We start from the raw sequence: 19,894 nt of genomic DNA on the forward strand, positions 1-19,894 counted from the left end.
GGGGAACAGTACGATGCCTACTGATTTTCTCCGGACTCGGCCTTTTCACGCGGCCGGGTGCGTAGCGAGGTCGATGTGCGACGGCTAGCGGATTTTGTGGTGCGTTGGCCCGGGGTCGTCATAGGGTTCTGGGTCCTGATCGCGGTCGCACTGCCGCTGACGTTCCCGCCCCTGAACGAGATGGCGCAGAAGCACCCACTCGCGATGCTGCCGAGCGGCGCGCCGTCGAGCGTGGCCGCCCGGAAGATGACCGAAGCGTTTCACGAATCGGGCGCCGAGAACCTCATGCTGGTGGTCCTCAGCGATGAGAAAGGGCTTGGGCCTGCCGACGAAGCCACCTACCACAAGCTGGTGAGCGCCCTGCACGACGACCGGCGCGACGTGCTGATGCTGCAGGATTTCGTCAGCACGCCGCCCTTGCGTCCGGTTTTGACCAGTAAGGACCGCAAATCCTGGGTGCTGCCGGTTGGCCTCGCCGGCGAATTGGGCACACCAAAGTCCTACGCCGCTTACCTCCGCGTTGCCGACATCGTCAAGCACAACGTCGCCGGATCCCCGTTGACAGCGAACCTGACCGGACCCGCGGCCACCGTCAGCGACCTCACCGTGGCGGGCGAGCGGGATCGCCTTCCGATTGAACTGGCGATCGCCGCCCTGGTGCTCGTCGTCCTGCTGGTGGTCTACCGCAACCCGCTCACCATGCTGCTGCCGCTGCTCGCGATCGGGGCGTCGATGGTGATCGCGCAGGCCGTCGTCGCCGGAATCTCGCAAATCGGCGGCCTAGGCGTTTCGAACCAGTCCATCGTCTTCTTGAGCGCCATCATCGCCGGCGCGGGAACCGACTACGCGGTCTTCCTCATCAGCCGCTACCACGACTATCTTCGGCGCGGAGCGGACTTCGACGAAGCCGTGCGGCGGGCGCTCACCTCGATCGGAAATGTGATCGCCGCATCCGCGGCCACGGTCGGAATCACTTTTCTCGGAATAAGTTTCGCCCGGATGGGTGTGTTCTCCACGGTGGGTATCTCGTCGGCCATCGGGATCGGTGTCGCCTTCCTCGCGGCGATGACCTTGCTGCCCGCCATCTTGGTAGTGGCCGGGCCGCGCGGCTGGGTCAAGCCCCCACGCGAACTGACCGCCCGGTTCTGGCGACGTTCGGGGATACGCATCGTGCGCCGGCCCAGGTTTCATCTGGTTGCCAGCGTGCTAGTGCTGATCATTCTCGCCAGCTGTGCGGGTTTGGTGCGTTACAACTACGACGACCGCAAGGCCCTGCGGTCCTCAGCACCGAGTTCGCTCGGGTATGCCGCGCTGGATCGCCACTTCCCGGTCAATCAGTCCATTCCGGAATACATCCTCGTCCAGTCACCGCACGACCTGCGTACGCCGCGGGCGCTCGCGGATCTGGAGCAGATGGCCGACCGAGTCAGCCAACTGCCGAACATCGCTGCGGTCAGCGGCGTGACCCGGCCCGCGGGCGCGGTGCCGGAACAGTTCAGGGCCACCTACCAGGCGGGCGCTATCGGCGCTCGCCTGGGCGCCGGTTCGGCCCTGATCAGCGACCACGCCGATGATCTCAACCGACTGCTCGCCGGGGCCAACACCCTGGCCGACAACCTCGGCGATGTGCGGGGCCAGGTCAACCAGATGGTTGCCGGGATGCAAGGCCTGACCGAGGCTTTCACTTCGATGAAAACCCAGTACGGCGGCGACAAGTTGGTCAAGGAAGTCGTCACCGCCGCCAAGCTCGTCAGCAGCATCAATTCCCTCGGCCATACCATCGGCGTCAACTTTGCGGCCGTCAAGGACATGTTCGCCTGGGTGGCCCCGGTGCTGGCGGCGCTCGAGGGCAACCAGGTTTGCGATGCCGATCCCTCCTGCAGCGCCACCCGCGCCCAATTCGAGCGCGTGGTCAATGCCCGTGGTGACGGAAGCCTCGACCAGATCAATGATCTGGCGGGACAGCTCCAGGCGTTCCAAGATCGGCAGACCCTCAACGCGTCGGTGGATCACCTGCGTGGTGCACTCGCCAACTTCGTTAAGGCGCTGCATGCCATGGGGCTGGACCAGCCCGGTGGCCTGCAGGCCGACCTGAACCACCTGCAACAAGGCGCTGACCGGTTCGCCAGCGGAAGCCGGCAAGTGGCCGATGGGGTGGACCAACTCGTCGACCAGATCAGACAAATGGGTACGGGGCTCGGCGAGGCGTCGGCGTTCCTCCTCACGCTGAAACGTGACGCGGCGGAACCGTCGATGGCGGGGTTCAACGTTCCGGCGCAGCTGCTGCACATGGAGGAGTTCAAGAAGGCCGCTAAGGCGTTCATTTCGCCCGACGGGCACTCGGTGCGGTATTTGGTTCAGACGAAACTCAACCCGTTCAGCGCCGAGGCGATGGATCAGGTCAGTGCGATCAGCGATACCGCCCGGGGAGCCCAACCGAATACCTCATTGGCGGATGCCTCGATATCGATGGTCGGATATCCCGTTACGCTGCGGGACACGCGAGACTTTTATGAGCACGACATCAAGTTCATCATTGTCGTCACCATCATCGTCGTCCTGATGACGCTGATCGCACTGCTGCGCGCGGTCGTCGCACCGCTGTATCTGGTCGCTTCCGTCGTCATTTCGTATTTGTCGGCGGTGGGTATCGGCGTCCTGACGTTTCAATTCCTACTGGGCCAGCAATTGCATTGGAGCGTGCCGCCATTGGCCTTCGTGGTATTGGTCGCCGTCGGAGCCGATTACAATATGCTTTTCGTCTCGCGAATGCGTGACGAGTCCCCGCACAGCATGCGTTACGGCGTCATTCGCGCGTTGAGTTCGACCGGGGGTGTGATCACCGCGGCGGGTTTGATCTTCGCCGCCTCGATGTGGGGGCTGGTGTTTTCCAGCATCGGCACCGTGGTTCAGGGCGGCTTCGTGATCGGGATCGGAATCTTGCTCGACACCTTCCTGGTCCGCACCATAACGGTGCCCGCCTTGGCTACGCTGGTCGGGCGGGCGAGCTGGTGGCCATCACGACCGGGAGCGCAATGGTCGCGATCCCGCTCACCGGCCGGGCGTGCGGATTAGTACCCGTCAGCTGGGGTTAGCGAGGCCCACGAGCGATATGCGACACTACGAGACCAAGTCGGGCAGGCGGGAAGTGGCGATGCAGAAAGTACTCGCAGGAGTTACCGCCGTGGTAACCCTCGGCGTCACAGGATATTTCGGCCTCGGGATCGCGACGGCCGATGACGAGCCCGGCGACGGGACGGCGTACGCCTTGGGCGGCGCTCACGTTCCGGGTATTCCCTACGACGAGTACGGCAGGCGCCTGGGTGCCGGCTGGTTTCCCGGCCTGAAGCGAGAAATCGTCGACTACCCGGCGGGGCAGGTCCAGGGCCACGTGCTCGAACGGCTCTTTCCGGGGATAGGCCGGCTGGATGAAGCCTTCCCGGGTGTGGGCGTGGACGGGCCCAGCATCGGCGAGTCGGTCGCCGTCGGGGCCGAGAACCTGGATGCGGCGATCCGCAGGGGTGGGCCCGGCGCCGCGATCGGGTTGTCCGAGGGTTCGCTCGTGCTTGACGCCGAGCAGGCCAGGCTCGCGAGTGATCCGAACGCTCCCCCACCAAACCAATTGGTCTTCAGCACATTTGGCAACCCGGTCGGGCGACACGCCTTCGGCGAGAGTTTCCTGACCTCCTTCTTTCCGGTTGGCTCCGTCGTTCCTGCGCTCGACTACCGAATACCGCCCCCGGTGGAGAGCCAATACGACACCAAGGCTTTCGTCGCTGCATACGACATGATCGCCGACTTTCCCGACCGGCCGGACAACCTGTTAGCGCTGGCCAACACCCTCGTGGGCGAAGCGACCGGTCATACCGCGGTCGCGTTCACCGACCCGAGCATGGTGCCGCCGCAGAACATCAGGACGACCGTCAACTCCAGGGGCGCGAAGACAACGACGTATCTGATTCCCGAAAGACACCTCCCGCTGGTACTGCCCTTGGGCTACCTCGGCGTGCCGGAAGACGTGCTGAATCAGCTCGACGCGGAACTGACTCCGATGGTGAATGCGGGATACTCGCGCAACGACGACCCGCTTACCGCTCCGCTTCAAGTGGATCCGGTGCGGGGCTTCGACCCCGCGGCCGTGATTGCACCGGCCAGTCAGGCCACCTTCGGCGGGGGCGGCGATCCCTTTTCGCAGCTGATGTCGAGCGCCATGGCTGCGTTGAACCAGGGCAACCGCTGACCTTGAGGGTGTAGACACGCCCGGGCGCACGTCGGCGATAATGACCCAGATTCGCCCACGTCAAAGGAGACGCGATGAGCAAGCCCCCGACAGACCGCCCGCTGCGCGTCATCCAGTGGACGACCGGGAACATCGGGCGGCGTTCGCTGCACGCCATCATCGGCAGGCCGGACATGGAATTGGTCGGGGTGTACGCGCACGGGGCGGACAAGGTCGGCGTGGATGCCGCCGAACTGGCCGGCTGGCCGGAACCGACCGGCGTGCGCGCGACGAACGACATCGACGCGCTGCTCGCCTCGGGTGCCGACGCGTGCTGCTATAACCCGTTGTGGCCCAACATCGATGAGTTGGTGCGCTTGCTGGAAGCGGGTGTCAACGTGTGCTCCAGCGCGGCCTGGATCACCGGAGGCAAGCAGACACCCGAGGACCGCGAACGCATCGTGGATGCCTGCAAACGAGGCGGTTCGACGATCTTCGGCAGCGGGGCGCACCCGGGCATGACGAACATGGTCGGCATGGTGCTCAGCGGCGCGTGCGAACGCGTCGACGAAATCCGGATCACCGAGTCGGTGGATTGCTCGACCTACGAATCAGCGGAAACGCAGACGGCGATGGGCTTCTCGCAGGATCCCGGTACGCCGGGGCTGGCGGAAAGCGTGCGGCGCGAAAGCGAGGTCTTCGCCGAATCGGCGGCCATGATGGCCGACGCGATCGGGGCCAAGCTGGACCGGATGACCTTCGACGTGACCTTCACCGCGGCCACCGGGGACTCGGATCTGGGCTTCATGAAAATCCCCGCGGGAACGGTCGGCAGTGTCTATGGCTACCACCGCGGCTGGCAGGGCGACCGCAACGTGGTCAGCGTCGGGTTCAACTGGACCATGGGCAATCACGTGGAGCCGCCCAAGCCACTGGAGCACGGCCACGTCATTCAGGTGTACGGGCTGCCCAACATGCGGACCGTCCTGCATTGCCTGCCGCCGAAGGATTGGACGGAACCCGGGTTCATGGGATTGGGAATGATCTACACGGCGATGCCGGTGACCAACGCGGTCCCGGCTGTGGTGGCTGCCGAGCCCGGAATCGTGACGCTTGCCGATTTGCCGCCGGTCACCGGCCGGGTGGCCCGGTAAGCGCCCGGAGCCATATGCGGTTCGCCACATCGGAGGCCCCGGAGGAACGCTTGCGTGCACTAAGGTTTAGAGTGCTTAGCTGAGCAAATTGTCGAGGGACATCGGTGTCGTCGGCGACGTAGGTGAGCTTTGCGGCAGCGCCGGGGTGGCGGTAATGCGGAAGGCGGTAGGTGGTGGCTAGTCCAGACTCGGGTCCACGTACCGGCACCGTAACCCGCGTGCTCAAACGGGCATGGATACCGCTGCTTTTGGTGGTGGTCTTGGCCCTTTCGGCATTGATCGTGTCGCGGCTCCACAAGATTTTCGGCTCGCAGGATCTCAACGCGAACGCCGGCAAGGGGATCGAAATCGTGCAGTTCAACCCGAAGGTCGTGGTGTACGACATCACGGGGCCACCCGGGGCCACCGCCAACATCAACTACTGGGACGAGAACGCCAACACCCACCAGGTCAACGCGGCGCCTCTGCCGTGGTCGGCCACCATCTCGACCACCTTGCCCTCGGTGAGCGCCAACATCATGGCGCAGAGCGACAGCGGTGAGATCAGCTGCAAGATCACCGTCGACGGCGTCGTCCGCGAACAGCGGAGCTCCGATGGCCACAACGCGCAGACCTTCTGCCTGGTGAAGTCCGCATGAGCGACGGCACGGGCAGGGGCCATCTGGGCACCGCGGACACCGAGAACACCGGACCGATCACGACACCGGCGCAAGCGAAGGCCGAGCGCGGCCACCGCCCGTACCTGCCCCATACGATCCGCATCTTCGCGGTGCCGATCATCCTGGGCTGGGTGTTCGTCACGGTCCTGGTGAACGTCATCGTCCCCACGCTGGAAAAAGTCGGCGAGGCCCATTCGGCGCCTATGACACCGCTGGACGCGCCGTCGATGAAGGCGATGATGCGGCTGGGCCATAACTTCCGCGAGTTCGATTCCAACAGCACGGTCATGATCGTGCTGGAGGGCCAGCAGCCCCTCGGCCCGGACGCGCACCAGTACTACGACAAGCTGATTCGGGACCTGCGCAAGGATCCCCAGCACATCCAGCACATCCAGGACTTCTGGGGCGATCGGCTGACCGCCGCGGGCGCGCAGAGCGCCGACGCCAAGGGCGCGTACGTGATGATCAACCTGGCCGGCAACCAGGGCACCACGCTGGCCAACGAGTCCGTGGACGCCGTGCGCAAGGTGATCGACGAGAACAAGGCACCACCGGGCGTGAAGGCCTACGTCACCGGTCCCGCCGCGTTGTCCGACGACATGCACATCATCGGTAACGCCAGCCTGGCCAAGATCACGCTGTTCACCTTGGGTGCCATCGCGATCATGTTGCTGCTGGTCTATCGGTCCATCGTCACCACGCTGGTCCAGTTGTTCATGACCTTCGTGGCGCTGGCCTGTTCACGGGGCGTGGTCGCGGTTCTCGCGTACCACAACGCATTCGGGCTCACCACCTTCGCCGCCAACATCCTCACCATGCTGGCGATCGCGGCCGGCACCGACTACGGCATCTTCCTCGTCGGCCGCTATCAAGAAGCGTTGCGCGCAGGCGAGGATCGAGAAACCGCGTACTACACCACCTTCAAAGGGGTGGCCCCGGTGGTGCTGGGGTCCGGGCTGACCATCGCCGGGGCGACGTACTGCCTGAGCTTCACGCGGCTGCCCTGGTTCAACACCATGGGCGCCCCCGTGGCTATCGGCATGCTGGTGGTGGTGCTGGCCGGACTGACGCTGGGTCCCGCGGTTGTCTTCGTGGGCAGTCGCTTTCACCTCTTCGAGTCCAAGCGGGCGGCCAAGCGCGGGCGGCTCTGGCGGCGGGTGGGCACCGCGGTGGTGCGTTGGCCCGCACCGGTTTTGGCCGTCAGCGCCGCGGTCGTCTTGGTCGGCATGGTCGCCTTGCCGAGCTACAAGACGAGCTACAACGACCGCTACTACCTACCGACCTCCGCCCCGTCCAATCTCGGACAGGCGGCCGCCGACCGCCATTTCTCGCTGGCCCGGATGAACCCCGACATGTTGATGGTGGAGGCCGACCATGACATGCGAAACCCGGCCGACATGCTGGTGCTGGACCGGGTGGCCAAGAACGAGATGCGCACGGTCGGGATCGCCATGGTTCAGGACATCACCAGGCCGCTGGGCATTCCGATTCAGCACAGCTCGATACCGTTCCAGAACAGCATCCAAAGCCAGACGACGATGCAGAACATGGGTTTCCTCAAGGAGCGCATCGCCGACATCCTCAGGATGGCCGACGACCTGCAGACCCAGATCGACACCACGCAGCGCCAGTACGAGGTGTCGCAAGACCTGGCCAACGCCGCAGACGACAGCGCAAAGACCACGGCCGTAACGTCGCAGATCACCGATTCCTTGCGTGATCACATCGCGGATTTCGACGACACCTTCCGGCCGGTGCGGTCCTACTTCTACTGGGAGAGGCACTGCTACGACATCCCGGTATGCATCGGGTTACGGTCCCTCTTCGACACGTTCGACGGGTTCGACCAACTCGCCGAGCAGTTCCATTACCTCACCGCGGACATCGCGCACACCGCCAAAGCCACCCACGACCTGAATGCGCTGTTTCCCGCGCTGATCACCACGCTGAAGACCACCAGGGGCATCACGCTCACCCTGTATCAGACGTTCAAGGCGATGATCGATCAGATGGAGGCGATGAGCAACACGGCGATCGTGATGGGGCAGAGCTTCGACGCATCGAAGAACGACGACTTCTTCTACCTCCCGCCGGAGGCTTTCGATAACCCCGATTTTCAGACGGGCCTTCGGATGTTCTTGTCGCCGGACGGTAAGTCGGCGCGATTCTTCATCACCCACCAGAGCGATCCGATGACGCCGGAAGGCATTTCGCGAGTCGACGCCGAGCGCACCGCCGCGCAGGAGGGACTCAAGCAGTCGTCTTTGCAGGACGCCAAGGTCTATCTCGGCGGCACGGCCCCGACGTTCCGCGACATGGCCGACGGCGAGAAGTACGACCTGATGATCGCCGTGGTGTCGGCCCTGACGCTGATCTTCATGATCATGCTCCTGCTCACTCGCAGCGTGGTGGCCGCGCTGGTGATCGTCGGCACCGCGGCCAGCTCGATCGCCGCATCATTCGGCCTGTCCGTGCTCATTTGGCAGGACCTGTTCGGCATCAGAATCCACTGGATCGTGATGGCGCTGTCCGTCATCATCCTGCTGGCCGTCGGATCCGACTACAACCTGCTGCTGGTCTCGCGATTCAAAGAAGAAATCCATGCCGGGCTCAAGACCGGAATCATCCGGTCGATGGCGGGCACCGGTGGGGTGGTGACGGCCGCGGGCCTGGTGTTCGCCTTCACCATGGCCTCGATGCTCGGCAGCGACTTGCGGGTGCTTGGCCAATTCGGGTCGACGGTGTGCATCGGTCTGCTGCTCGACACCCTGATCGTGCGCACGCTGCTGATGCCGTCGATCGCGACGCTGCTGGGGCGGTGGTTCTGGTGGCCGCAAGTGGTACACCCCCGCGGCGACAACGCCCGGCGCCCGGTGCCCGCTTAAGTCGGCAGCTGCACGACGACCGCGACGGCTCCCGCGCCGACATGCAACGCCAGCACCGGCCCCAACGGGGTGATGATCGCCGGCTCGCAGGCCGGTAGTCTGCGCGCCAGCTCCGCCGCCACTTCCTTGGCGCCGTCCGGGTTGGCGACGTGATGCACCGCCAGCGCGGCCGGACTGTCGCCGGCGACTTGGCAGACCCGGTCGATCATCGCCTCCGTCGCGTGGGTGACGGTGCGTACCCGTTGGGCCAGAACGAGTTTGCCGTCGTCGTCGATGCGAAGCAGCGGCTTGAGCGCCAGCGCCGTGCCCAGCCATGCCTTGGCGCCGCCGATCCGTCCACTGCGGCGCAGGTTGTCGAGCCGGTGTACCACCATGAACGCATGGCTATGCCGTGCGGCCGCATCCGCCGCGGCGGCGACGGCGTCGAGGTCGCCGCCGGCGGCCGCCGCCCGCGCGGCGGCCAACGCAATAAAGCCCGTGCCCATGGCGGTCGACTTCGAGTCGACGACCCGCACGTGGGTGTCCAGGTCGGCAGCGGTCCGCTCGGCGGCGCCGCAGGTTCCCGACAGTGCGGACGAAATGTGCACCGCCACCACGCCGTCCCCGCCGCTGTCGGCCAGCGCCTGCTGGTAGGCGTCGGCCAGTTCGGCCGGTGTGGCCGCCGCGGTGGTGGCGTGACGCTTGTAGACGTCTTCGGGGATCTGGTCCACGCCGTCGCGCAAATCGACACCGTCGAGCAGAATGTGCAGCGGCACAACCCGTATCGCCCACTGCTCCAGCAAGTCGGCCGGCAAGCGCGCCGACGCATCGGTCACCACCAGGACGGGCATCGAGCTACCCGCGTGGCTTGTCGGTCGGAACGCCGGCTTCGGCCAGGGCCTTCAGCATCAGCTCGGCAACCGCCTGGTGTGCTTCGAAATTCCAGTGAATGCCGTCGGGATTTCCGCGCCCACTCATGATGTGCTCGGCGACAGCCGCTTTGAGGTCCACCAGGGGAACGTCGTGGGTTTGTGCCCACTCGGTGATCGCCGCGGCGGTCGCCGGGCGGCCATGGTGGGCCCTGCCGTAGGTGTCGGCGATATGCACGGACGGCAGCGAGGCCACGATCGGGATGCCCGGGCGGTTGAAATCGATTGCGTTGCGGGTCTGTTCGAGGTAGTCGGCGCTGAGGTGCGCGGGCAGCGCGGACCGGGCCACCGGCGAGACCCTGGGCTGCAGCCAGCCGTAGCCGTCGCGGACCCAGCGCCGCACTCGCGGCGGGCGCACGTAGCGGATCAGTTCGCGCAGCGCGGTCGGCAGCACCGACGGCAGCGAATCCATTCCGCCGGTCGCGAAAATGACCGCGCCGGCCCTGGGCAGCGCGGCCCAGGCGCGCGGGTCCTGGGTCGCCGCCCACCAGATGTCGCGGCAGGTCCAGCCGATGCGACCGATGAGTTCGACGTCCCAACCCAATTGTGCGGCAACGATATTGGGCCAGATGCGCGGATCGTCTGCGGGCAGGCCGCCGGTCGGCCCGTAGTAGGCCAGCGAGTCGGCGAAGATCAGCAGGGTGGGCCGTGCATCAGAGGACATCGTTGGACACCTGCGCCGAAGCGTTCCACACGTCGAGACGCCAGCGGATGCTGTCGAAACCCGCCCCGGAGTCGTCGGAATGGCCGGAAAGCTGCACCCAGCTGGCATTGCCCATGCCGCCCAACGTCGGCCAGTTGGCGACCGGAAGCTTGAGCAGCGCGGCCGACAGCGCGGCGATCAGCCCGCCGTGGGCCACCAGCACCACTGGCCGATCGGCGTGCTGGGGGCCGCCCCATTCCGGCTCGCCGGAGACCAGTTCGGTCACCAACGGCACGCTGCGGGCGGCGACGTCGGCCCGGCTTTCGCCACCATGGGGCGCCCAGGTGGCGTCTTCGCGCCAGGCCAGGCGGGCCCCGGGGGCCTGCGTGTCGACCTCGGTGTGCGTCAGTCCCTGCCAGTCGCCGAGATGGGTTTCCCTCAACCGCGGATCCACCCGGATCGGCTGGCCGGTCCGCTCCCCGAGCCGGATCGCCGTGTCGTAGGCGCGATGCAGATCCGACGACACGATGAGCAACGGCTGTAGCTTGCCGAGCACCTCGGCGGCGGCGATCGCTTGCGCCCGCCCGAGTTCGCTGAGTTGGGAATCCAGCTGCCCCTGCATGCGGCTGCCGGCGTTGAACTCGGTTTGCCCGTGCCGCAACATGATCAGGCGACGAATCGTCATTGCGTGCCCGTCGACTCGTCGGGAACCGCGGCCAGGTCCACGGGCACGACCGGGCAGTCGCCCCACAACCGGTCCAGGGCGTAGAAGTCGCGGTCATCCTGGTGCTGGATGTGCACGACGATGTCGCGGTAGTCCAGCAGCGTCCAGCGGCCCTCCCGGGTGCCCTCCCGGCGCGCCGGCTTGTAGCCCGCCCTGCGCATCTTCTCCTCGACCTCGTCGACTATGGCATTGACCTGCCGCTCGTTGGACGCCGAGGCGATGACGAAGCAGTCGGTGATGACGAGTTGGCCGGACACGTCGATCACGACGACATCGTCGGCCAGCTTCGATGCGGCCGCGCCGGCGGCCACGGTCGCCATGTCGATCGCCTCCTGGGTGGCGGTCATGTGTTGTTCCCGGCGGGCAGGGTTGATCGGCTCACGGTGTCCTTCGATTGTTCGCCGCGATAGAGCCGGCGCTTGGAGACGTACTGCACGACGCCGTCGGGCATCAGGTACCACAGGGGCCGATGCTGCTCGGCGCGCAGTCGGCAGTCGGTCGACGAGATCGCCAGCGCCGGGATCTCAACGAGCGTCAGCACGTCCTCCGCCAGCTCGCCGAGCACGCCGGTGATGTGTTCGCGCCGCAGCTCGTAGCCGGGCCGGCTGACGCCGACGAACCGCGCCAGCTCGAACAGCTCCTCCCAGCCCTGCCAGGACAGGATGGAAGCGAGCGCGTCGGCACCGGTGATGAAGTACAGCTGCGAGTCGGGGTTGAGGGCGTGCAGATCCCGCAGTGTGTCCTTGGTGTAGGTGGGCCCTGCGCGGTCGACGTCGACCCGGCTCACCGAGAAGCGGGGGTTGGACGCGGTGGCGATCACCGTCATCAGGTATCGGTCCTCGGCAGCGGAAACGTGCCGGTCCTTCTGCCAGGGCTGACCGCTGGGTACGAACACCACTTCGTCGAGGTCGAACAGGTCGGCGACCTCACTCGCGGCAACCAGGTGCCCGTAATGGATGGGATCGAACGTCCCACCCATCACACCCAGCCTGCGCAGCTGCTTTTGCACGATTTGCCAGCTTACTTGAGGCGGCGATCCGGCCCGATTCCTCAGCCCGCGGGCTGGCCCGCATCCCGGGGCGCCGCCCGCGAGCGTCACGCCGGCGCAACTCCGGCGCTTGAGCGTCACGCCAGGGTGACGCGGGGACGAAGAACGCCCTCAGACCGGCAGCAGCTGGTCGATCACGGCGGCGAGCTGCTTGGCCGACCGGCATTCATGCATCGCGATGACCTCTTGGTAGCGCGGCACCGCCGAGTCGCCGCTGCCCCATAGGTGCTTGGGTTCGGGGTTCAGCCAGTGCGCGTGCCGGCTGGCGGTCACCATGTGGGCCAGCAGCTCGGTCTCCGGATTGCGGTAGTTGGTGCGGCCGTCACCGAGCACCAGCAGCGAGCTGCGCGGTGACAAGACGTTGGGGAACGCCTGCACGAACGATGCGAAGGCGTTGCCGTAGTCGGAATGCCCGTCGCGGCTGTACACGCCGGCCTCCCGGGTGATCCGCTGAATCGCCACGGCCAGGTCGGCTTCGGGCCCGAACATGTGGGTCACCTCGTCGGTGGTGTCGATGAAGGCGAACACCCTGACCCGCGAGAACTGTTGGCGCAGTGCGTGTACCAGCAGGAGGGTGAAGTGGCTGAACCCGGCGACGGAGCCGGAGACGTCGCACAGCACCACCAGCTCCGGGCGCGCCGGGCGGGGTTTGGCCAGCACGACGTCGATCGGCACGCCGCCGGTGGACATCGACTTGCGCAGCGTCTTGCGCAGGTCGATCACGCCGGCGCGGCTGCGTCGCCGCCGGGCCGCGAGCCGGGTGGCCAGGGTCCGGGCCAGCGGCGCCACCACCCTTTGCATCTGGCGCAGCTGTTCGCCGGAGGCGCGCAGGAACTCGACGTTCTCGGAAAGCTGTGGGATGCCGTACATCTGGACGTGGTCGCGGCCGAGCTGTTCGGCGGTGCGCCGCTTGGTCTCGGCGTCGACCATCTTGCGCAGTTGCGTGATCCGCTGCGCCGCCATCGCTTTGGCGATCTGTTCCTGGGTGGGCGTGGGTTCGTCACCGTACGGGGCGAGCAGCCCCGCCAGCAGCTTGCCCTCCAACTCGTCTAGGGCCATCGCCTTGAGCGCCTGGTACGACGAGAACGACGGGCCGCGGCTGGAGCTGTATTTGCCGTAGGCCTCCACGATGCGCGCGATCATCGCGACCAGCCGCTGGTCCATGTCGGCGAGCTCGGGGTTCTCGTTGAGTAGATCCAGCAGCATCTGGCGCATCGCCTCGACGTCGTCGGGCGGCAAGGAGTCGTCCGACGACGCGTCGGCCTCCTCGTCGGTCACCACCGCGCGCGTGCCCAACGCCGCGGGGAACCACAGGTCGAACATGGCGTCGTAGGTCTCGCGGTGTTCGGGACGGCGCAACACGGCGCAGGCGATGCCCTCGCGTAACACCTCACGATCACCCAAGCCGAGGGTGGCCATCACCCGCCCGGCATCCACGGTCTCGGACGGACCCACCGAAATGCCCACCGCACGAAGAGCTTCCACGAAGCCAACCAGGTGGCCGGGCAGCCCGTGCGGGGCGAGCGGCCGGGTGGGTCGGATGCGGCGGGGGGCCATCGGTGCGTCCCTAGTTCAACCGGAGCTCGCCGGTTGCGCGCTGCTGGTCGGACTGATGCTTGAGAACCACGCCCAGGGTGGCGGCAACGACGGAGTCGTCGATGGTGTCCAGGCCCAGCGCGAGCAGCGTCCGGCCCCAGTCGATCGTCTCGGCCACGGACGGCAGTTTCTTAAGTTGCATGCCCCGCAGCACGCCGATGATGCGCACCAGTTCGTCGGCAAGATGCTGGGGCAACTCGGGCACCCGCGACAACAGGATGCGGCGTTCCAATTCGGGACTCGGAAAGTCAATGTGCAAGAACAGGCAGCGACGCTTGAGGGCCTCCGACAGTTCGCGGGTGGCGTTGGAGGTCAGCACCACGAACGGTGTCCGCTCGGCGGTGATCGTGCCCAGCTCGGGCACGGTCACCGCGAAGTCGGACAGCACCTCGAGCAGCAAGCCCTCGATTTCGATGTCGGCCTTGTCGGTTTCGTCGATCAGCAGCACCGTGGGCTCGGTGCGCCGGATGGCGGTCAGCAGCGGACGCTGCAGCAGGAACTCCTCGCTGAACACGTCGTCCTTGGTCTGGTCCCAGTCTCCCGAGCCGGCCTGGATGCGCAGGATCTGCTTGGCGTGATTCCACTCGTAGAGGGCGCGAGCCTCGTCCACCCCCTCGTAGCACTGCAGGCGGACCAGTCCGGAACCGGTCGCCTGGGCGACGGCGCGGGCCAGCTCGGTCTTGCCCACACCGGCGGGGCCCTCCACCAGCAGCGGCTTGCCCAGCCGGTCGGCGAGGAACACCGCGGTCGCGGTGGCGGTGTCGGGCAGGTAACCGGTCTCGGCCAACCGTCGCGAGACGTCGTCGATGTCGGCGAACAGCGGCTTGGGCCGGGCGGGCACGCTCACTATCTCGGTTCTCCTAAAGCACTTTTCGTCGCGGTCAGGCGGGGCGGATTTGCCCGTCACCCCACGCGATCCACTTGGTCGAGGTCAATTCCGGCAGCCCCATGGGGCCGCGCGCATGCAATTTCTGGGTAGAGATGCCGATTTCGGCGCCGAAACCGAACTGCTCACCGTCGGTGAACGCTGTCGATGCGTTGATCATCACCGCGGCGGCGTCGACGCCGTCGCTAAACCGTTGCGCCGCAGCCATATTGCTAGTGACGATGGCCTCGGTGTGCCCAGTGCCGTACTCGTTGATGTGCGCGATCGCGGCGTCGATGCCGTCGACCACCGCGACCGCGATGTCCATCGACAGGTACTCACGGCGCAGGTCGTCCTCCTCTGCGTCCGCCGAGAACCCGCCGTGCACGGTCACGCCGGCGTCCTCCAGGGCGGCCACCAACCGGGGCAGCGCCTTCTTGGCGATGGCGGCATCGACCAACAGCGTCTCGGCGGCGTTGCAGACACTGGGCCGACGGGTCTTGGAGTTCAGCAGGATCCGTTCCGCCACGTCCAGGTCGGCGCCCTCGTGGACGTACACGTGACAGTTGCCCACGCCGGTCTCGATGGTGGGCACCTGCGCGTCGCGGACCACCGCGTTGATCAGGCTGGCTCCCCCGCGTGGAATCACCACGTCGACCAGGCCGCGGGCCTGGATCAGGTGCGTAACCGTGGAGCGATCGGCGGCCGAAAGCAGTTGCACCGCATCGGCGGGCAGGTCCTCGCTGACCAGCGAAGCGCGCAGCACCTGCACCAGCGCCTGGTTGGACCGCGCGGCCGAGGAACTTCCGCGCAGCAACACGGCGTTGCCCGACTTGAGCGCCAGACCGAAGGCGTCGACGGTGACGTTGGGCCGACCTTCGTAGATCATGCCGACGACGCCGAGCGGCACGCGCTGCTGCCGCAGATGCAAACCGTTGGGCAGGGTGTAGCCGCGCAGCACCTCGCCGACCGGGTCGGGCAGCCCGGCGACCTGACGCAGGCCGGCGGCGATTCCCTCGACACGTATGGGGTCCAGCGCCAACCGGTCGAGCATCGCGGTCGGGGTGCCGGAGGCTTCGGCGGCGCTGAGGTCTTCGGCATTGGCCGACAGGATCAATTCGGTGTGGGCCGCTATCGCGTCGGCCGCCGACCGCAGCGCCTGGTCCTTGGCGACCGTCGGCAGCAATGCCAGGACGCGGGAGGCGACCCGGGCGCGACGAGCGGCGTTGTGGACCTCCCGGCGCAAGTCAGGAAGCGATGGTGCTTGCAGACTCATTGAACCAGGGTATCGGGCCTTAACCGGCCAGGTGAGGCGGCCCGGGTATTACGGCATCCGCTCCGCGCGTAACGTGCCCGCGATCGAGATTCGGCCGCGCGCGGGGTCAGCCCAGCTGTTTCGCCGACCGTTGTGCCTCGACGCCGGCCGGCCCGACCCGCTCGCGGCGCGTCACCTGCCGAACCTTGGCTTGCCGCTCGTCGATCAATCGGCCTAAGTCTTGGAGCAGCAATGGCTTACGCAGCACCAGATGCTCGAGGTGCTCACGATCGATCTGCAGCGCCGTCACCTCGTCCAGTGCGTAGGCGCCGGCGAGGTTGGGCTGACGGGTCAGCGCGGTCAGGCCGAGGAACGATCCCTCGTCGAGGACGCTGACCGGCACCACCGCCCCGTCTTCGGTCGTCGCGGTCAACCGCACCCGGCCGGCGACCAAGAAGGTCATCCCGGACGACACCTGGCCGGCGGACTCCATGATTTCGTCGGCACCGTAGCGGACGAGCTTCGCGTATGGCACCAACGATTGCTGGTCGGTGTGACTCAGCCGCAACGCCGGCGCCACCACCGTGCGCAACGCTTTCTCCACACGCTGCTTGGTGGAGTAGTTGTCGTCGGCACCGTCGAGCCGCAGGCGCGCCCGCCGGGCGGCGTACCAAACCCAGCGCAGGAAGGTCGCTTCGGTGGTTTCGGCGTCGGCAGGCGACATCAGCCTGATGGTCGTACGGTACTGGGCCCCACCCAGAGCGACCGTGGTTGGCACGGTTTCGGGTTTGCGGGCCGGCAGTGCGGCGGCGGCGCGGCTCAGCATCGCGCACACCTTGTCCGGCGAATCGCCGGCCGCGAATTTGGTGGTGATCGCGCAGTCGTACGCGCGGGACGGGCGACTGAGATTCGTGAACGAGGTGCCGGCCAGCATCGAGTTGGGCATGATGCGGATGCCGCTGCCGGTGTCGATGTGTACGGAGCGCCAGTTGACTTCGACGACGCGGCCCCGTGCCGTTCCGGTGTCCAGCCAATCGTTGATCCGGAACGGCTGCTCGAACAGCATGAACAAGCCGGACACGATCTGGCCGACGGAGTTCTGCAGCATCAGGCCGATGACCACCGACGTGATGCCCAGCGCGGTGAACAACCCACCGATCCGAACGCCCCAGATGAACGACAGCATCAGCGCCAGGCCGACGCCTATCACTCCGAAGCGGGCGACGTCGATGAAGATGGCGGGCAATCGTTTGCGCCAGCTTTCTTCGGGCGCGCCCTCGAACACGGTGGCGTTCAGGGCCGACAGCACCAGCACCAGCACCAGCAGGCCGAACACTGTGGTGAGGATCCGTACCGAACCATCTCCGGCCGACACCTGCGAAGCCTTGACGAGCAGCAGTAACAGCGCGCCCAGTGGCAGCAGGTAGTTCCGCAGCAGGCTTGCCTGCCTGGCCAAATGGCTGTTTCGCCGGACCAGCGCGCGGTGCACCTCGGTCAGCAGAATCAAAACGACCGGGAATCCGAGCGCGACGCCGATGGCCCAGTAGAACCACGATGATCCGAACAAGTTCATGATCGCTCCGACAACCGGTAGATCACCTGGTCGGTTCCGCCGACCGAGATGGTGCCGGCCGGCGTGAACTGCCGCACGTCACGCATCGCCTCATATATTTGCGAAGTGACGTAAATCCCCGATTGATTTGCGCCACTCTGCATTTGGTAGGCCAGACTTACTGCGGCACCCCACATGTCGTAGACGAGCCCCGAGCGGCCGACCAGTCCGCTGATGACGTTGCCGGTGTTGATGCCCACTCGGAGCCGCAGCTCATGACCGGTTTGGTTGTTGAATCGTTCGATGATGTGGCGTATTTCGACGGCGAAGTCGACGCTGCGGTGGATGCTGTCCAGCCGTGGCGTGACCACCCCACAGCTGGCGAGATAGCCGTTGTGGAACGTGCGGATCCGTTCGACGCCGAGCGATTCGGCTGCCGAATCGAACTGCCGGAACAGTTCGTCGACGATCCCGACCAACTCGTCGCCGGATACATCCACGGAAACCTCGTCGAGCCCGACGATCTCGGCGAAGATGATGGCCACGTCCTGGTGTTCCTCTGCGATGGTCTCCTGACCCTCGCGATACCGCTGGACGACAGACTCGGGCATGAGCGCCAACAACAAGCGGTCGTTCTCCCGGCGCTGCTCGTTGAGTAACTCCTCCTTGATCGCGAGATTGCGGCTCATCTCATTGAAAGCCGAAGTCAGCTCTCCGATTTCGTCGCGTGTCTTTACCGGGATGTTGACCTCGTAGTCGCCGGAGCTGATCTTCTGCGTACCGGCCTGCAGCCGGCGGATCGGCCGTAACATCAACTGGGCCAATACCATCGAGGCCACGCAGATGGCGAAGATCATGATTGCCACCGTCAGCACCAGCGTCCTGCTGAACCTGCCCAGCCGCGCAAAGGCATCGGAGTTGTCCCGCGTCGCCAGAATCGACCAGTGCAGATCGGAGTTCGGCACGGTCAGCGGGGCGTAGGCCTCCAACTCCCTGTTGCCCAGGTAATCGGTGGCGCTCACGACCCCGGTCTGTCCGCGTTGGGCGGCGCGCAGGCCCGCGGTCGGGACCGGCTGTACCAGCGTCGTACCACCTAGCCGGATCGCTTCGTCCACGACATCGGACGGGGTGCCCGATGCCACGGCCTCGCGCTTGTATTCGGCCGGGTCCTCCAGGAAAAGCCTTGAGTCGGAACGCATCAGGTTGTCGGGGCCGGCCAGATACGTCTCCGTTGCCGGCCCCATACCGGCGGCCTCCCAGTGCTTGTCGGCGGTCATGATCTTGTTGATCTTCGAGATCGGCAGCGGCAGGGCCATGACGCCGTTCAATTTGCCGTTCATTCCCACCGGGGATACCACCCACGCGGTGGGGGTGTCGAGCTGCGGTTGGTAGGGCTGGAAGTCGGTGATCCAGACGAACTCGACATCGTTGGAGCGCAACGCTTTCTGGTATGCCTCGCGCAGATTGGATTCCCGGTACGGGCCGGTGAGAATGTTGGTGCCGAGGTCGGGTCCCTTGTTCACCGAATAGACGACATTGCCCTGCATGTCCAGCAACAGCGCATCGGGGTATTCGAACCGGGTGACGATGTTGCGCATGTAGAAGCTGTAACGGGCGCTGGCCGCCGACCACGCGCTGCCGTCGCCGGCGTCCTCAACCTTCCTCGCCTCGGCGATCGATGGGTTCGGCGCGGTGTAATTCGCCTGAAGGTACTTCTGCGCGTTGGAACTCGGGAATATTGCGTTGCGATCGAGTTCCTCGCCGGTCATCTGCTTGATCGGTTTGATCATGTTGTTGTCGTAGTAGTTGACGAGCGCCTGCTGCTGGGGCGGCGTGATCGTCGCGTTGGACAACTGCGCGAAGCCGTCGGTGAAAGCCGTCGTCGCCTCGACAATGCTGAAGCCGCCGCTGTAGACGATCAGGGAATTCGTCACCTCTTTGAAAAGCGACTGCACCTGCCGCGCCTGGGACTCGCGCAGTTCGGTGAGTCGCTCGGACTCGACTTGGCGCAGCGCGTTGCGGCCCGACGACGCCCCGATGAAGGCGATCACCCCGATGGACAGGATGCTGCAGACGAGCAGTGTCAGCAAAAGCTTGGATTGCAGGCCGAGCCGGAAAAGCCGACGGCGGCGGAACTTATGGCGCTTGCGGGCCTGGCCTTGCTCTGCCACAGGCATTTCGGCCGGAGCCTGCCCCGCGGCATGTTCCGGTGTGGTCTTGGAAGCCGGTTCAGCGTCTTGTAGCTCGCTCGATGTCACTCGACTTCGCCCTTCCTCGGACACGCAGCATCGCTCACGCAGCACACTAGCGCGCGTGTCTCAAGATATGGGCGATTGCGCCAAAGCATTCGACGCTGACGCTGGCCGCCCCTTCATTCAGCTAATGG

The 19,894-nt window shown here is 65.9% G+C and carries 15 protein-coding genes; 5 read left to right on the forward strand and 10 right to left on the reverse strand.

Annotated features, from left to right (window positions below):
* The first annotated feature begins 75 nt into the window (after positions 1-75).
* The 5 genes from A5781_RS07485 to A5781_RS07505 all read left to right on the forward strand — a co-directional run bounded on the left by A5781_RS07485 (position 76) and on the right by A5781_RS07505 (position 8,917).
* Positions 76-3,075: an RND family transporter gene (locus A5781_RS07485; RefSeq protein WP_067203460.1), complete on the forward strand. Its 3,000-nt coding sequence runs from the start codon at positions 76-78 to the stop codon at positions 3,073-3,075.
* Positions 3,076-3,154: 79 nt separating this feature from the next.
* The gene (gene pe, locus A5781_RS07490) at positions 3,155-4,240 is read left to right on the forward strand and encodes an acyltransferase PE (RefSeq protein WP_067203462.1); all 1,086 of its coding nucleotides are present in this window, start codon (positions 3,155-3,157) and stop codon (positions 4,238-4,240) included.
* 74 nt (positions 4,241-4,314) lie between these two features.
* Positions 4,315-5,373, forward strand: a complete 1,059-nt coding sequence (locus A5781_RS07495; protein ID WP_067203361.1) for a dihydrodipicolinate reductase — start codon at positions 4,315-4,317, stop codon at positions 5,371-5,373.
* Positions 5,374-5,543: 170 nt separating this feature from the next.
* On the forward strand, positions 5,544-6,011 hold the full coding sequence (locus A5781_RS07500; RefSeq protein WP_197503717.1) for an MmpS family transport accessory protein: 468 nt from the start codon (positions 5,544-5,546) through the stop codon (positions 6,009-6,011).
* Positions 6,008-8,917, forward strand: coding sequence for an RND family transporter (locus A5781_RS07505; RefSeq protein ID WP_067203366.1), 2,910 nt, complete (start codon positions 6,008-6,010; stop codon positions 8,915-8,917). The genes A5781_RS07500 and A5781_RS07505 overlap by 4 nt, the downstream gene beginning before the upstream one ends.
* Here A5781_RS07505 and A5781_RS07510 read toward each other — a convergent pair.
* The 10 genes from A5781_RS07510 to A5781_RS07555 form a co-directional block, all read right to left on the reverse strand.
* Positions 8,914-9,747 (reverse strand): DegV family protein, encoded by an 834-nt coding sequence (locus A5781_RS07510; protein WP_067203368.1) that lies wholly within the window; start codon positions 9,745-9,747, stop codon positions 8,914-8,916. The two genes, A5781_RS07505 and A5781_RS07510, sit on opposite strands and share 4 nt — an antisense overlap.
* A 4-nt stretch (positions 9,748-9,751) precedes the next feature.
* Positions 9,752-10,489, reverse strand: coding sequence for a diglucosylglycerate octanoyltransferase (gene octT / locus A5781_RS07515; RefSeq protein ID WP_067203370.1), 738 nt, complete (start codon positions 10,487-10,489; stop codon positions 9,752-9,754).
* Complete coding sequence (gene gpgP, locus A5781_RS07520; RefSeq protein ID WP_067203372.1) at positions 10,479-11,153, reverse strand: glucosyl-3-phosphoglycerate phosphatase; 675 nt, start codon at positions 11,151-11,153, stop codon at positions 10,479-10,481. The genes octT and gpgP overlap by 11 nt, the downstream gene beginning before the upstream one ends.
* Positions 11,150-11,539, reverse strand: a complete 390-nt coding sequence (gene rsfS, locus A5781_RS07525) for a ribosome silencing factor (protein WP_067203374.1) — start codon at positions 11,537-11,539, stop codon at positions 11,150-11,152. The genes gpgP and rsfS overlap by 4 nt, the downstream gene beginning before the upstream one ends.
* A complete protein-coding gene (nadD, locus tag A5781_RS07530) occupies positions 11,536-12,189 on the reverse strand; it encodes a nicotinate-nucleotide adenylyltransferase (RefSeq protein WP_255360806.1) in 654 nt (217 codons plus the stop codon). The genes rsfS and nadD overlap by 4 nt, the downstream gene beginning before the upstream one ends.
* Before the next feature lie 162 nt (positions 12,190-12,351).
* Complete coding sequence (locus tag A5781_RS07535; protein WP_067203377.1) at positions 12,352-13,797, reverse strand: VWA domain-containing protein; 1,446 nt, start codon at positions 13,795-13,797, stop codon at positions 12,352-12,354.
* Between the two features lie 10 nt (positions 13,798-13,807).
* Positions 13,808-14,683 (reverse strand): MoxR family ATPase, encoded by an 876-nt coding sequence (locus A5781_RS07540; protein WP_067203379.1) that lies wholly within the window; start codon positions 14,681-14,683, stop codon positions 13,808-13,810.
* Between the two features lie 34 nt (positions 14,684-14,717).
* Entirely contained in the window at positions 14,718-15,977 is a 1,260-nt protein-coding gene (locus tag A5781_RS07545) for a glutamate-5-semialdehyde dehydrogenase (protein WP_067203380.1), read from the reverse strand.
* A 106-nt stretch (positions 15,978-16,083) separates the two neighbouring features.
* Complete coding sequence (locus tag A5781_RS07550; RefSeq protein WP_067203381.1) at positions 16,084-17,529, reverse strand: mechanosensitive ion channel domain-containing protein; 1,446 nt, start codon at positions 17,527-17,529, stop codon at positions 16,084-16,086.
* A complete protein-coding gene (locus A5781_RS07555) occupies positions 17,526-19,766 on the reverse strand; it encodes an adenylate/guanylate cyclase domain-containing protein (protein ID WP_082939248.1) in 2,241 nt (746 codons plus the stop codon). Before A5781_RS07555 ends, A5781_RS07550 begins: the two co-directional genes overlap by 4 nt.
* Positions 19,767-19,894: the final 128 nt, after the last annotated feature.

The sequence above is a fragment of the Mycobacterium sp. 852002-30065_SCH5024008 genome (assembly GCF_001665645.1).
In the GTDB taxonomy this organism is placed as follows: Bacteria; Actinomycetota; Actinomycetes; order Mycobacteriales; family Mycobacteriaceae; genus Mycobacterium; species Mycobacterium paraffinicum.